The organism is Parafilimonas sp., from assembly GCF_051953455.1.
In the GTDB taxonomy this organism is placed as follows: Bacteria; Bacteroidota; Bacteroidia; order Chitinophagales; family Chitinophagaceae; genus Parafilimonas.
In genome coordinates this window covers 1-15915 of record NZ_JBQCIT010000060.1, presented here as the reverse complement: position 1 = coordinate 15915, position 15915 = coordinate 1, and the positions used below count along the sequence as shown (strand labels likewise).

The window sequence follows — 15915 nt, the reverse complement described above, 5'->3', positions numbered from 1 at the left end:
AACGAAACTAAAAGAAATTGACTGATGCGGGAAGAAAACGGGCTTCTGAATCGTAAAAAGGCATTAAGAAGATTGGAAGATCAGGTGATTTGGGATGTAATTATAATAGGCGGAGGCGCTACAGGTTTGGGAGTAGCCGTGGATGCAGCCAGCAGGGGATACGAAACTTTATTGTTGGAACAGTCAGATTTCGCCAAAGGAACATCAAGCCGCAGTACCAAGCTGGTACATGGTGGTGTTCGTTACCTGGCACAGGGCAATATAAAACTGGTGTATGATGCCTTGCGCGAAAGAGGAATTCTAATGAAAAATGCCCCGCATATCGTAAAAAAACAGGCTTTCATCATCCCCTGTTACAGCCTTTGGGATAAGATTAAATATCTCACAGGGCTGAAATTATACGACTGGCTTTCGGGGCGTTTCAGTTTCGGCCGTTCAAGATATATCAGTAAAAATAAAATGGCCGGTATTATGCCCGGCATCCGGCAGGAAAAACTGGTTGGCGGCATAGAATATTACGACGGCCAGTTTGACGATGCCAGGCTCGCCGTAAATCTTGCAGAAACCAGTGTTGCCAACGGCGGTGTTGTAATTAACTATTGTAAGGTAAACCGGGTACTTAATGAAAACGGTAAAGTGTGCGGTGTTGTTGCCACTGATGTTGAAACAGGGCGTACTTACCAGCTTCAATCCAAAACAGTTATTAACGCAACCGGTGTGTTTGTAGATGATATTTTATGCCTCGATACACCCGGTAAAAAGCCCATAGTCCGGCCAAGCCAGGGAGTGCACCTCGTTTTTGATAAATCTTTTTTAAACAGTGAGGCCGCCCTCATGATCCCCGAAACGGCAGATGGACGGGTATTATTCGCTGTTCCGTGGCACGACCATGTATTGGTGGGTACTACTGACACGCCATTGGATAAACACACACTGGAACCAAAAGCGCTGGAAACAGAAATAAGTTTTATTCTGAAAACAGTTCAGCAATATTTCTCAAAACCTGTCACAAGAAAAGATGTTTTAAGTGTTTTTGCCGGCCTGCGCCCGTTAGCTGCCCCGCAAAAAGAAACTGACAGTACGAAGGAAATTTCAAGAGATCACAAATTAATGGTAAGCCCCTCGGGCCTTATTACCATAACCGGGGGAAAATGGACGACCTATCGCCAAATGGCAGAAGTAACGGTGAATAAAGCAATAGAAGTAGGCCATCTTAAAAAAGTTGCCTGTAAAACGGCGGCACTGTCCATTCATGGTTCGGCAACTATCACCCATAACTGTGATTACAGCATTGCAGTTTACGGCAGCGATTATAACAAGATCGAGGCTTTGGCAAATGAAGACGGCTCACTTAATAATAAAATTCTCGAAGACTTTCCCTATACCTGGGCCAATGTAATATGGGCAGTGCGGCATGAAATGGCAAGAACCGTAGAAGATGTACTCGCCAGGCGGCTGCGGCTTTTATTCCTAGATGCCAGGGCAGCGTTAAAAGCAGCGCCGGTAGTTGCAGACCTGATGGCCGGGGAACTGGAAAAGGATGTGGAATGGAAAAAGAAACAATTGGAAAGTTTCAGACTGCTTGCAGCCAATTATTTACTCGAAACAGATAGAAAAATGGCAATACATAAAAATTAAATTCAACGCTTGCTATGGAAAAATATATTCTTGCACTTGACCAGGGCACTACCAGCTCCCGTGCAATAGTTTTTAATAAGACAGGAAATATTGTGGCGCTTGCTCAAAAGGAATTTACCCAATATTATCCTCAACCTGGTTGGGTAGAACACAATGCGAAGGAAATCTGGTCTTCCCAAGCAACCGTTTTGGGGGAAGCTATTTTAAAGGCTGGGATTAATGCTACTGATATTGCCGCAATCGGCATTACGAACCAGAGAGAAACTACCATCATCTGGGACAGGGAAACCGGCGCACCGGTTTATAATGCCATTGTTTGGCAAGACAGGCGTACGGCAGGACTTTGTGACGACTTGAAAAAGAACGGTAAAGAAAAACTTATACAGGAAAAGACAGGCCTTTTGATTGACGCCTATTTTTCTGCGACAAAAATCAAATGGATACTGGATAATGTAGAAGGCGCCCGTGAAAAGGCCGAAAAAGGTTTGCTTGCTTTCGGCACTGTTGATTCGTGGCTGCTGTGGAATTTTACGTCAGGTAAAGTGCATGTTACAGATATTACAAACGCTTCCCGCACCATGCTTTTTAATATTCATATCCGCCAATGGGACGATGAATTGCTAACGCTGCTGGATATTCCGGCATCCATATTACCACAGGTAAAATCTTCCAGTGAAGTGTATGGCGAAACTTCCGGCCAATTGCTGGCGGCTAAAATTCCTATTGCCGGAATAGCCGGAGATCAGCAGGCTGCGCTTTTCGGGCAAATGTGCACGCAGCCAGGCATGGTAAAAAATACCTACGGCATAGGTTGCTTTATGTTGATGAACGTAGGCGATAAACCCATCATTTCCACCAATAAATTATTAACCACTATTGCCTGGCAAATAGGTGACCGAGTTCAGTATGCGCTGGAAGGCAGCATTTTTATTGGTGGCGCCGTAGTGCAATGGCTGCGCGACGGACTTGGTGTTATTTCTTCATCTGCTGAAATAGAGGAAAAAGCTTCTAAGGTGCCGGATAATGGCGGCGTTTACCTGGTGCCCGCTTTTGCTGGGTTAGGCGCACCGCACTGGAACCAGCATGCAAGAGGTATGATAGTGGGTTTAACCCGAGGCACTACAAACGAACATTTGGCAAGGGCTGCGCTGGAAAGTATTGCCCTGCAAACCATGGAAGTATTAAAAGCGATGGAAGCCGATGCGGGTACCGCTATAAAACAACTGCGCGTAGATGGCGGGGCTACTGTAAATAATTTACTGCTGCAGATACAGGCCGATATTTTAAATACAGAAGTGGTACGCCCAAAAATTACTGAAACCACCGCTATTGGAGCAGCCTACCTCGCCGGCCTGGCAGTTGGCTTTTGGAAAAATGTGGATGAGATACAACAGCAATGGGTGGCTGACCGTAAGTTTCGGCCATCGGAAAATAATGATTCAGCCAAACTCATTGCCGGATGGAAGAGAGCTGTAAATGCCTGTAAATCATGGGCAGCAGACGTGTAAGCCATTATTTGATAATATAAGCATAACGATTTGTTTACCATAAAAAAATCCTCATGTCTCAATTTGCCGCCGAATTAATCGGAACAATGATCTTAATTCTTTTGGGCAATGGCGTAGTTGCCAATGTAGTTCTTAAAGGTACAAAGGGTAATAACGGCGGATGGATAGTAATTACCGCCGGCTGGGCTTTCGCAGTGTTTGCAGGCGTGGTGATTGCAACGCCTTTCAGCGGGGCACACCTAAACCCTGCCGTAACCATCGGGTTGGCACTGGCCGGTAAATTCGCCTGGTCAAAAGTGTTGTCTTTTATTACTGCCCAGCTAATCGGCGCCATGATCGGCTCATTCCTGGTATGGGTTGTTTATAAGAATCATTTCGATGAAACGCCGGATGCTGAAACCCAGTTGGCTGCGTTCAGCACGTCTCCTGCCATCAAAAACCTATCCTTCAATTTCATGAGCGAAGTGGCAGGCACTTTTGTACTGGTATTTGTGGTTTTTTATTTTACCAATGCCGAAATCAGCGATTCAAAAACACCCATTGGACTGGGTTCATTGGGCGCCCTGCCGGTGGCATTGCTGGTGTGGTCGATTGGCCTTTCGCTGGGTGGAACAACCGGATATGCCATTAATCCTGCAAGAGACCTCGGCCCGCGCATTGTTCACGCATTTTTACCATTAAAACATAAAGGGAGCAGCCACTGGAAATACGCATGGGTACCTGTTCTTGGTCCTTTTGCGGGCGCAGCTATTGCGGCGGCGCTTTATTTATTCTTACAACATTAATCAAAACAAAAGCTATGATCTCCAAACTTTACATTCAGCATCTTACACCGAAGGGGGCATGCAGGCAAATAAAAGTCACCCAAAACAGCTTTCCCGCTTTTGAGATAAATCAAAGCTTAATTGTTCCATTTCTATAACTGTTTATTAAAAAATCAACATTATGAACTCCAAAACCAAACTTTTGGTAACGAAAGGGAATGTGCTAAGGTTGCTTGCAGCATTTATTATGCTGGCAACGCTGCACTATCCGCTTCATGCGCAACAGCAAACCATTACCGGCAAAATCATTTCAGCTGCCGATCAGTCGCCGCTACAAGGGGTTACGGTTATGGTAGTCAATTCCAGCCATGGTACAGTATCCGGTATGGACGGCGCTTTTACCATAAACGCTCCTATTGGCAGTACACTTAATTTCTCCATTACTGGTTTTGCATCAAAATCCATCAAAATTTCAGGGGGTGATTTGGGCATAATAAGCATGGAAGCTGATCTTGTAGCGCTTGATTCAGTAGTGGTTATTGGATATGGAACGCAAAAGAAAGTAAACTTAACCGGTGCTGTTTCTACCGTTCCTGTAAAAACGCTGCAGGAAGCGCCCGTAACAAATTTTTCCAATACGCTTGCAGGCCGGCTGCCGGGCGTAATAGCCATAAACGGAAGCGGCGAACCGGGTGCAGACGGAAGTTCCATATTGATAAGAGGTAATCACAGCCTGAACAACAATGCCCCGCTGGTGGTAGTGGATGGTGTGCCCACGCCAAGTGAAATATTGGAAAGAATTAATCCTAATGATATAGAAAATATCAGCGTGCTTAAAGATGCCACTGCTTCCATATATGGTTCTGAATCAGCTAACGGCGTTATACTGATTACTACAAAACAAGGCCGCAAAAATCAATCGGCCCAGGTTACACTTAATTTAAACCAGGGTTATAACCAGCCTTCACGCATTCCGAAAATGGCCGGAGCTATTGATTATATGGAAATGCTGAATGAAGCAGCTATTTACCATGGTACTACTGCCCAGTTTTCAAAAGAAACAATAGAAGCTTATAAAGATCCCAACAGGGATCCCTGGCTGTACCCAAGTACTGACTGGTTTAACGAAGGGCTAAAAAAACTATCGCCACAAACTAATGGCAATCTTTCTGTACAGGGTGGAACTGCTGCGCTCACTTATTTTCTTTCTTTGGGCGGCCTTACACAGGATGGATATTACAAGCAAAGCGCTACCCGCTATAACCAGTTTAATATCAGGAGTAATATTACCAGCCAGGTTTCCAAAAACATTAAAATCGGGCTGAATTTAAGCGGCAGAAAAGAAGACAGGAACTTTCCCACGGTATCGGCAGGCCAGATATTTCGTATGCTGATGAGAGGGCGCCCTACAGACCCGGCCTTTTTTCCGAATGGGCTCCCCGGGCCAGACCAGGAAGGGGGCAACCAACCGGTTGTAACCGGAACCCCTGCCACTGGTTACGATCATAACCAGCGATACTATATGACCGGGAACCTGTCACTGGATATTACCATACCCGGCGTAGAAGGCTTAAGTATAAGGGGATTATTGTCTTATAACAAACAATTCCAGGAAGTAAAGGTGTGGAAAACGCCGTGGAATCTTTACACTTTTGACAAACAGGCCTACATAAACAATGATATGCAGGATCCCGAGAGTTTCCTGACCGCCTTTTTCGCAGGGCCTACTGATCCGTCGCTTTCCCAAAATTATTACCAGGAGCAAAAAATACTGGAAAACATAGTGGCTAATTACAAACGCTCCTTTGGTGACCATGATATTACTTTAATGGGCGGCGCAGAGTCTCAGCGGTTTAACGACAATACTTTTAATGCATTTCGCCGCAATTATATTTCTACCAGCATTTCCGAGTTATTTGCCGGCAGCCAGGAAAACTGGACAAACAACGGCTCCAGCGCAAAAGGTTCACGGGTAAGTTACTTCGGCAGGATTGACTATGCATATCAGCACAAATACCTGTTTCAGATTGTGGGCCGTTACGATGGGTCTTACCTTTTTCCCGAAGACAGCCGGTTTGGATTTTTCCCGGCTTTTTCAGGGGGATGGAGAATTTCAGAAGAACCTTTCTTTAAAAACAATGTTTCGTTTGTGGACGAGTTGAAAATAAGAGGTTCATGGGGAAAAACCGGTAATGATATTACGAACCCGGATGCACTGGTGGAAGCCCAGCAATACTATAGCGGCTTTCAGTTTGGCAGCGGTTATGTATTGGGCATAGACCAGATAGCGCAAAATATTGCACCTACGTATGTGGCCAATCCTTATATCACCTGGGAGCGCGCCAACCAGTTCAATGTTGGTATTGATGGGGCATTACTGAAAAACAGGCTTTCATTTACCGTGGATTACTGGAACCAGCTAAGAAGTGGCATTTTGATAGCCCGTAATGCTTCTGTACCGCAAAGCACAGGGCTTACGCTTCCTAAAGAAAACCTCGGCAAGGTAAAAAGCTGGGGATATGATGGAAATATTACCTTGAACCAAAAGCTAAATGAAGATCTGTCTTTCAACGTTTCGCTGAATGCCGGTTATTCTACCACAAGAATTATATTCTGGGATGAACCGCCCGGATCGCCGGCATACCAGGTATCTACCGGAAAAAAAATAAGCACCGGGTTATATTATAAAGCGATTGGTATTTTCCAAAACGAAAAGCAGGTGGAAGATTACCCGCACTGGAATGGCGCCAGGCCAGGCGACATTATATTTGAAGATGTAGATGGTAACGGGATTATTAATGCCGATGACAGGATCCGCGTTAATAAAAATACCACACCGGTATGGACTGGTGGTATTAGCCTCGGGCTGAACTGGAAACAATTAAGTGCCCGCATTTTCTTCCAGGGTTCTGCCGGAGATGTACAATATGTATCTACCGAATCCGGCGATATAGGAAATTACCTTGCGGAATTTGCATCCCAACGCTGGCGGCCGGACCCCGATGACCTTACGGGCATGACCGCAGCAGGCAGCGCTCCCTATTCTGGCCCGCGGACATTTGACAGGGGAGATACCTACTGGACAACCAATAACAATACTTACTTTTTAAGAAGCACTGATTATATCAGGCTGAAATCTGTAGAAATAGGATACAGTCTTCCACATACATTATTAAAAAAATTAGGAGGCATAAATGATTTCCGCATTTATGTGAACGGGTATAACCTGCTCACCTGGGATAAGTTTAAGATTATGGACCCTGAAGCCAGCAATGCCGCCGGCGACTATTACCCCCAGACAAGAGTGTATAATATCGGATTCAATTTAACCTTTTAAACAACCAGCGTAATGAAAAAATATTTGCTTATACTTTCCGCAACCATAGCCATTGCAAGTGTAATTGGAGGTTGTAATAAAATGTTGGATATTAAGCCATCCAACCAAATTACAAGTGCAGCAGTGTGGAGCGATGTATCGCTCATGCAGGCCTACGTTAATAATATGTACACCTTTCTCGGGCTGGGTGAATTTAATTCTACCAGTGGGTTAAGTTCTTTGGACGACGAGGCTATGTGGACAAACGGCGGTGGCCCCATCGTTCAGTCCACTATTACATCATCCAACCTGGATATTATGGGAGGTTCCAGGTTCAGCTACCTGTTATGGGGAACGCTTTACTCCGGCATTCGCCAGTGTAACGATTTTCTCGCCAACGCAGTTGACCCTTCTGTAGACCAGGAGAAGTTGAAGAGATTAAGAGGGGAAGCCTATTTTTTAAGAGGTTATTTTTATCATAACCTGATGAGGGTTAATGGCGGCGTGCCACTGATTACCAGGGTTTACGGGTTGGAAGACAGTACGGCTATCGCCAGGAGCAGTTTTGAAGAAACCATTAATTTCATTGTAAGCGATGCAGATTCCGCAGCTTTATTATTACCCGAGTCTTATTCAGGCAATGATTTGGGACGTGCTACAAAAGGCGCGGCTATGGCTTTAAAATCACGCGTCTTATTGTATGCGGCCAGCGACCTCTATAATATTAATCCGAGCCATATGCCGGAAACAGGTTATACTTCGCCGGACAGGCAAGCCCATTGGACGGCCGCCCGTGACGCTGCCAAGGCGGTAATGGATCTTCATATTTATAACCTTTACAAGGCCAACCCTGCACCCGGCGACTCTACCGCTGATAACTACGCCAATATTTTCCTCACTAAAACCAATGAGGAAATTATTTTCAACAGGTTTACCAGCATTAATAATGGCGCTCCCAATGTTGGGTTATGGTTCAATCCAAATGGCTATCATGGATACGGAGAAAACTCACCGATCCAGCAAATGGTGGATGCCTATGAAATGAAAGATGGCTCTAAATTCAGTTGGAGTAATCCTGAACAGGCAGCACATCCTTACGAAAACAGGGATCCGCGTTTTTATGCTACCGTTTTTTATGATGGCGCTAAATGGAAGCAACGCACTTCAGACGGGCAGGTTTATGATCCTGTAGGTGTTGTCCAGGCTTTTAAAAGCCTTATTTTACCAAATGGTGATACGTTACCTGGCATTGATACGCGTAATGGCCCTATTGAAAACTGGAACGGAAGTTATCCCAATTATTACCTGCGCAAATTTGTTGACCCTACTAATGATCACAAGTCTGTTGCCCAGGAAATACCCTGGCCGTTTTTCCGCTACGCCGAAATTTTATTAAACTATGCTGAAGCCTGCATTGGGCTGGGACAGGAGCAGGAAGCGCGGGATGCACTCAATCAAATAAGAAGAAGGGCAGGCATGCCTGAATTTACTGCTTCCGTTACAGGTACGCAGCTGAGGGATGAATATCGAAATGAGCGCCGCATAGAACTGGCGTTTGAAGAGCACCGTTTCTTCGACATACGCCGATGGATGATTGCCCCGCAGGTAATGAATGAAAATGCCGGTGGCATTGAAATCACGGTAAGGGGTACAGACCGTGCAGACCGCAGCACTTATTATGATTATAAATACAAGGTAATCTCTGTTCAAAACAGGAAATGGGACGATAAAATGTATTTCCTCCCTATCCAGTTTGATGAAATGAAACGTAACCCGCTGCTGAAGCAAAACCCGGGTTATTAAAACTTTAGCTTTCTTCTTAATAATAAAAGATATGCAAAAAGACACAACATATAACCGAAGGCATTTTATCGGTGACATAACAAAAGCGGGCCTGGTGGGTTTACTGCCGGTTCCCCATTTTGCCGGAGAACAACAGGAAGGGATGGCGGCGGCGGCAGCTGCATCTTTATTCAGCACGAAGCCTTATTTGCAAAACCTTAGCCCCAACGCCTGCACTATTGTATGGATTACGGGACAGCCCTGCAAAAGTTGGGTAGAATATGGCCTAACAACTCCTGATGAAAAAGCTGTTCATGCAAGCCTGGGCCTTGTTGATGCGAATTATATTAATAAAATTACGCTCAGTGACTTGCAGCCGGGTACCAAATATTGTTACAGGATATGCTCGCATGAAATCACAGATTTTAAGCCTTATAAATTAACCTGGGGCGCTGGCGAGCAGAGCGAACTATATTATTTCACCACGCCGCAAACGCATGAGGACAGTATTTCCTGGGTAGTATTGAATGATATACACGACCGCCCGGCTTCGTTTCCTTTGCTGTTTTCGCTGGTTAAAGATTTTAAATATGATTTTGTTTTTTTGAATGGCGACATGTTTGATTATCAAACCAGCCAGCAGCAAATGATTGATCATCTCCTGTCGCCGCTGGGAAATATTTTCAGTACTACAAGGCCATTCATATACACAAGAGGTAATCATGAAACGCGTGGGGTATTTGCCAGGAACCATTACGATTATTTCCAAAATCCTGATAACCGCTATTACTTTTCTTTTACCCGGGGTCCGGTGCATTTTACAGTGCTAGATACCGGGGAAGACAAAGAAGATGACCATGCAGAATATGGAGGCCTTGCCGCTTTTGACGCTTACCGCGAGGAACAACAGCGATGGCTGGCTAAGGAAATAGAAACGCCTGCCTTCAAAAAAGCGCCTTTCCGGGTGGTAATGATGCATATTCCGCCCTATCACTCCGGCGACTGGCATGGAACAACGCATTGCAGGGAACTATTCAATCCATTGTTTAATAAAGGAAAAATTGATCTGCTGATTTGCGGCCATACACACCGGTATGGAACCTACCAGGCCGATGATGCTACACATCATTATCCGCTGGTTATTGGCGGCGGGCCGCTGGAAACAAAAAGAACAATTATAAAAGTAAATGCCAATAACAAAGAATTAAAGCTTTTCATGTTAAGAGATGATGGTACCGAGGTAGGTAACCTTGCTTTGAAAAGCCGTAAACATCACTAAATAAAGCCGCAAAGTCACGTAGTGCAGCAATTCTGCACGTAAAAGCTGGCCAAAGGCCTTATCACATGATTCATATTTAATTAAAAACTGTTCAAACCGAAGTTTCAAATACAATTAAAATTTAAACAAGAAGTTATGTATTTAACAAAAAACCGATTGCGGGCTTTAACGCCTTTGCTTGTGAGCTTGGCCTTTTTCATTTTATCTTATTCTGCGCTGAATGCCCAACAGCAAAACGTTACCGGAAAAATTATTGCTGCCGCAGACCAGTCGCCGCTGGCGGGCGTAACGGTAACCGTTGTCAATTCGTCAACGGGTACAATCACCAAAAATGACGGTACTTTTACTATACGTGCAGCCGTAGGCAGCGAACTTAGTTTCACCCTTACCGGGTATACATCCAAAACAATCAATGTTACCGGTACTAACCTGGGCAACATAAGCCTTGAGCTCAGTGTAAACGCACTCGATTCTGTAGTGGTTGTAGGTTACGGCACGCAGAAAAAAGTAAACTTAACCGGCGCGGTTACTACGGTAGATATGACCGATAAACAAGGCCAGCCTATTACCAATGTAAGTAATGCATTACATGGCGCACCGGGATTGTTTGTTAATCTTGGAAACAGCCAGCCGGGTGTTGACAGGGCAACCATTCGCATACGTGGTATTGGAACGCTGAACGACAACGATCCCCTGGTTTTGGTAGATGGTATTGAGTATTCGATGGATGAATTAAACCCGGCCGATATTGCCAGCATTTCTGTTTTGAAAGATGCATCCGCTGCCATTTACGGGTCAAGGGCGGCTAATGGCGTAATACTGGTTACTACAAAAACCGGTAAGGGTGCCTCCAAAGTAAATTATAATTTTTATACCGGCATACAAAAACCAACGGTTATGCCCGATGCCATATGGGATCCTATTGAATATATGAAGCTGAAAAACCAGGCCCTTGAAAATATTGGCAAAGTGCACGATTATTCGGATGAAGAAATTTCAGAGTATGAACAGGGAATGAAAACCGATCCGTTTACATATCCTGCAAGCGATTGGTTTGATATTGCACTTGATAATGGCATGATTCAAAAACATGATGTAAGTGTTTCCGGCAGCAGCGATAAATATCAATACCGGGTTTCACTGGGTTACTTAGACCGTAAGGGCGTTATTATTGGGCCAAACGACCAGGAAAAGAAATATTCCCTGGGCGTTAATGCCAGCATGAATGTAAGTAAACGCTTAAAGATAGGCTTAACCCTCGATGGCTATTACCGCCATTATAACGAGCCATATTATAACAGCTTTTGGCAATATTTGAGCCGTACATTACCCATTCTTACAGATACGCTGGCAGATGGCCGTTATGGTAATTCCTGGCTGCGCACACCGGGCAGAAATAACTGGGAGAATCCACGCATGATTGCTGAAACCGGTTTTGCCAAAAAAGTAGTAAGCCGCTTCCTGGCAACCACCTCTGCAGAATATAAGCTCCCTTTCAACATTACTTACCGGGCAAAATTTGGTGCCGATAAGTACGACGGACTTTTAGAGAATTTTACACCGCAGGTGCAAACATTCAATCCCAAAACAGAAGCGCCTACCAACTGGAACAGCCCTTCTACCGCACCCCGCTCCAGAGCAATAGATTATAACGATCTCAATATTCATTTTTATAATACGCTCGACTGGGATAAAACCTTTGCCGGTGTTCACAACCTTAACGTGATGGTTGGCGGCAGTTATGATGATTTTGACAGCCGGTCTTTTTCAAGCGGCTCATACGGTTATCTTGACGGCACATTAACTGCTATAAGTGCGGGTTCACTGCCTTACGAAGGCTATATCAGCGGCAGTTCTACCAAAGATGTATTAACCTCTTATTTTGGCAGATTAAATTATGATTTTGAAGGTAAATACCTGTTGGAAGCCACGTTTCGTTATGATGGCTCTTCCCGTTTTGCCAGTGGTAAACGGTGGGGCTTTTTCCCCGCGGTATCTGCAGGTTGGCGTATTGATAAAGAATCGTTTTTTCATTTAGAGAATGTATTTGACCTCCTAAAACTCCGGGCTTCTTATGGCCAATTGGGAAACCAGGCTGTGGCATTGTATAGTTATCAGAATTCAATCAATCTTGGCCAGGATTACAGCTTTGGCGGGGCCTTATCTTCAGGCGCAGCTGCAACAGCTTACAGCGATCCGAATACTTCCTGGGAAACCACTACCACTTACAATGCAGGCCTGGATGCAAACCTGCTGAGGAACCGCATTAATTTCAGTATAGATGTATATAAAAAAAATACTACCGACATTCTGCGGGCGGTAAATATTCCCGACCAGATAGGGTTGTCGGGCCCAAGCAAGAACGTGGGCGCTATGCAAAATACCGGTGTAGAACTTACCCTGGGATACCACAACAGCATCGGAGAATTTAATTATGGCTTTAACGGTAATATTTCTTACAACAAGAATAAATTGGTTGATTTAAAGGGCGAAATCTTATATAACTATAATACCAATCTTGCCACTATTACGCAGGCCGGTTATCCTATTAATTCCTATTTCATTTATGATGCTATTGGGATTTTTCAAAGCCAGGAAGAAGTGGATAAAAGCCCGTTTCAAACGGCTACTACAACAGCAGGCGATTTAAAATACCGCGACATTAACGGGGATAATAAAATTACCAGCGACGACCGTGTAATCATATCCACCTCTACCCAGATACCTAAATATACTTTTGGTTTTGGTGTGGACCTCGGGTATAAAGGATTCTCCTTGAATGCATTCTTCCAGGGTGTATCCGGGTTGAAGATTTATCCAACCGCCAACCTTGCCTTTCCGTTCAATAACGGCGCTAATGCAACCTGGGAATGGGTGACCGATTCATGGACGCCGGAACGTACCAATGCCCGCCTGCCGCAGGTTACGCCAAGCGATGTGGATAAAGACAATTATGTGGCTTCTGATTTCTGGCTACAGGATGGCTCTTATTTAAGAATGAAAAACATACAGTTGAGTTATGCATTGCCTTCGCAATGGTTGAGGGCAATAAAAATAAGCAAGGTTTCTATCTACGTGAATGCAGAAAACATTCTCACCTTTTCAAAATATAAAGGATACGATCCTGAAACAACGCTTAATGTTTCTACCATTTATCATTACCCCATGCTAAAAACGGTTAGCGGTGGCATAAACATTACATTTTAATCATACGAAAAAATATACCGATGAAGAATATAACAATTATAACCGCACTGTTTATTTTGCTTGCAGCGGGAAGCAGTTGCAAAAAAGATGTGCTTGATACGCAGCCAACAGATAAATATAATGAAGGCAATTTCTGGAACTCTGAAGCTGCTGTGAACGCCGCTTTATCCGGCTGTTATAACCCGCTTACAACTGATGGGTTATTTGGCGGAGATGCTACGCCTTTATGGGAAGAAACCGTAACACCCAATGCGTATAATTACAGCAATGCAATGGGTTTTAACTTAATTGCCGAAGGCCGCCAGCAATCCAATGATGATGGCATTATAGCCCAGCGCTGGCACGATAGTTATGTAGGCATTGGCCGCTGCAATACTTTTTTTGCAAATGTTGACCAGGTGGAAATGAGTGCAGATACCAAAACCCGCATGAAGGGTGAAGTTCATTTTTTGAGAGCTTTGTATTATTTCATGCTGGAAAATTATTATGGCGATGTGCCGCTGATTCTGGAAGAACCGGACCTTGAAACGCAGGCAGATCTTCCACGTACGCCGCGGGAAGAAGTGGTGGCACAAATTATAAAAGATTTGGACAGTGCCGCCATGGTTTTACCGGCAAAATATGCAGGCAGCGATATTGGGCGGGCCACCAAAGGCGCCGCACTGGCGTTAAAAGCCCGCATTTTATTGTATGAGGCAAGCCCTTTATTCAATACGTCAAACGATGCAGCAAAATGGAAAACGGCTGCTGATGCCGCGAAAGCCGTAATGGATTTTACAGAAGCCGGTTACGGATTATTTGATAATTACCGTGAATTATTCCTTCCGCAAAATGAGAATAATGAAGAGGTGATTTTCGACGTGCAATATATTTTCCCTGGCCTTGGTACTTCTTTTGACCTGATTGGAAAACAGTATAATACCAATGCTCCTTTACTTGACCTGGCAGAGGCTTACCAAATGAATAATGGTTTGCCAATCACTGATCCTGCTTCGGGTTATGATCCTGCCAAACCTTATGCTAACAGGGATTCGCGCCTGTATGGAACTATCTTTTTCCCAGGTGATACTTTAATGGAAGTGCCCGTTACAGACGAGCGTTTTGCCGTAACAGGCTTTGGCATGAAAAAATATACGATTTACGATAAAGGCCCTGCACCCTCAGGCCAGTCTGATCTTAAGTCCGGCCAGTCAGAAACCAATTTCATCGTTTTGCGATATGCTGACGTCTTATTAATGTATGCCGAAGCGCAGAATGAAGCGGCAGGCCCTGATGCATCTGTTTATGCAGCCATTAATGCGGTAAGAAAACGTGCTGGTATGCCTGATATCGCCGCTACATATACACAGGCAGAACTACGGGAAATTATAAGGCATGAAAGGAGGATTGAACTGGCAGGCGAAGCATTATATTACAATGATATACGCCGCTGGAAAACAGCAGAAACGGTTTTAAATGCACCCATAAAAACGTATGCAGGCAGCCAGATAGAAGTAAGAACATTTGATGCTGCTCGTGATTATTTCTGGCCTGTTCCATTGGCACAAACCGATCTTAACCCGGCGCTGGAGCAAAATCCCGGTTACTAAATGTGTTTGTATATTTCCGTTTTATTACCAGGTAGATTGTAAGCGTATGAAATTTAGCCAATTGCTTCAGCCACATGCAGGAATGCTGCTTTGGGCTTTAGTGCAACTTATAATAATTGTATTGATTGTGTTTTTTATCGCCAGGTATTTTGTACGTGCGCAAAAAAGAGCTAAGCAAAAGAACCTGTAAAAAATGAAAAACTCTATTGATTAAAATCAGATCAATATCTATCCATCATGAATACAAGAAGAAACTTTATCAAGAATGCGATCATGTTGTCCAGTGCAGCAGGCCTTTCCGGTAAACTGCATGCTTCCATTACACGTGCCGTTGCTATAGACCCGCAGCCGGGCAGCAGTTTCCTTGATGCAGAACATGTAGTCATACTAATGCAGGAAAACCGTTCTTTCGATCATTGCTTTGGTATGCTGCGGGGCGTTCGCGGGTTTAATGATCCGAGAGCCATCACGTTGCCCGATAAAAATCTGGTGTGGCTGCAAACCAATAAAGCAGGCGCAACCTATTCGCCATTCCGCTTTGATATTCGCGATACAAAAATAACCTGGATGGGCTCTGTGCCACATTCTCGTTCCAGCCAGGTAGATGCCGATAACCAGGGAAAGTACGATAAGTGGCTGGATGCAAAAAGATCAGGCAATCAAAAATATGCCGATATGCCGCTTACACTCGGGCATTACACCCGTGAAGATCTTCCCTTTAATTATGCAATGGCTGACGCTTTCACAGTTTGCGACCAGCATTTTGCATCGGCTATGACAAGCACCTGGCCAAATCGTTTGTTTCTCTGGGGCGGCACCATCAGGGAAGAGA

9 protein-coding genes are annotated in these 15915 nt (G+C 44.5%); all 9 read left to right on the top strand.

The window, feature by feature from the left end:
• Positions 1-24: 24 nt before the first annotated feature.
• Complete coding sequence (locus ACTHN6_RS21075) at positions 25-1638, top strand: FAD-dependent oxidoreductase (protein WP_440437760.1); 1614 nt, start codon at positions 25-27, stop codon at positions 1636-1638.
• A 14-nt stretch (positions 1639-1652) separates the two neighbouring features.
• Complete coding sequence (gene glpK, locus ACTHN6_RS21070; RefSeq protein WP_440437759.1) at positions 1653-3146, top strand: glycerol kinase GlpK; 1494 nt, start codon at positions 1653-1655, stop codon at positions 3144-3146.
• Between the two features lie 53 nt (positions 3147-3199).
• Complete coding sequence (locus ACTHN6_RS21065) at positions 3200-3931, top strand: MIP/aquaporin family protein (protein WP_440437758.1); 732 nt, start codon at positions 3200-3202, stop codon at positions 3929-3931.
• Between the two features lie 160 nt (positions 3932-4091).
• The gene (locus ACTHN6_RS21060) at positions 4092-7247 is read left to right on the top strand and encodes a SusC/RagA family TonB-linked outer membrane protein (RefSeq protein WP_440437757.1); all 3156 of its coding nucleotides are present in this window, start codon (positions 4092-4094) and stop codon (positions 7245-7247) included.
• Positions 7248-7259: 12 nt separating this feature from the next.
• Positions 7260-9029 (top strand): RagB/SusD family nutrient uptake outer membrane protein, encoded by a 1770-nt coding sequence (locus tag ACTHN6_RS21055; protein WP_440437756.1) that lies wholly within the window; start codon positions 7260-7262, stop codon positions 9027-9029.
• Positions 9030-9060: 31 nt separating this feature from the next.
• On the top strand, positions 9061-10287 hold the full coding sequence (locus ACTHN6_RS21050; RefSeq protein ID WP_440437755.1) for a metallophosphoesterase: 1227 nt from the start codon (positions 9061-9063) through the stop codon (positions 10285-10287).
• Between the two features lie 135 nt (positions 10288-10422).
• The gene (locus ACTHN6_RS21045) at positions 10423-13494 is read left to right on the top strand and encodes a SusC/RagA family TonB-linked outer membrane protein (protein ID WP_440437754.1); all 3072 of its coding nucleotides are present in this window, start codon (positions 10423-10425) and stop codon (positions 13492-13494) included.
• A gap of 20 nt (positions 13495-13514) precedes the next feature.
• Complete coding sequence (locus ACTHN6_RS21040) at positions 13515-15083, top strand: RagB/SusD family nutrient uptake outer membrane protein (protein ID WP_440437753.1); 1569 nt, start codon at positions 13515-13517, stop codon at positions 15081-15083.
• A gap of 237 nt (positions 15084-15320) precedes the next feature.
• The coding region (locus ACTHN6_RS21035; protein WP_440437752.1) for an alkaline phosphatase family protein at positions 15321-15915 on the top strand (595 nt) is incomplete at its 3' end.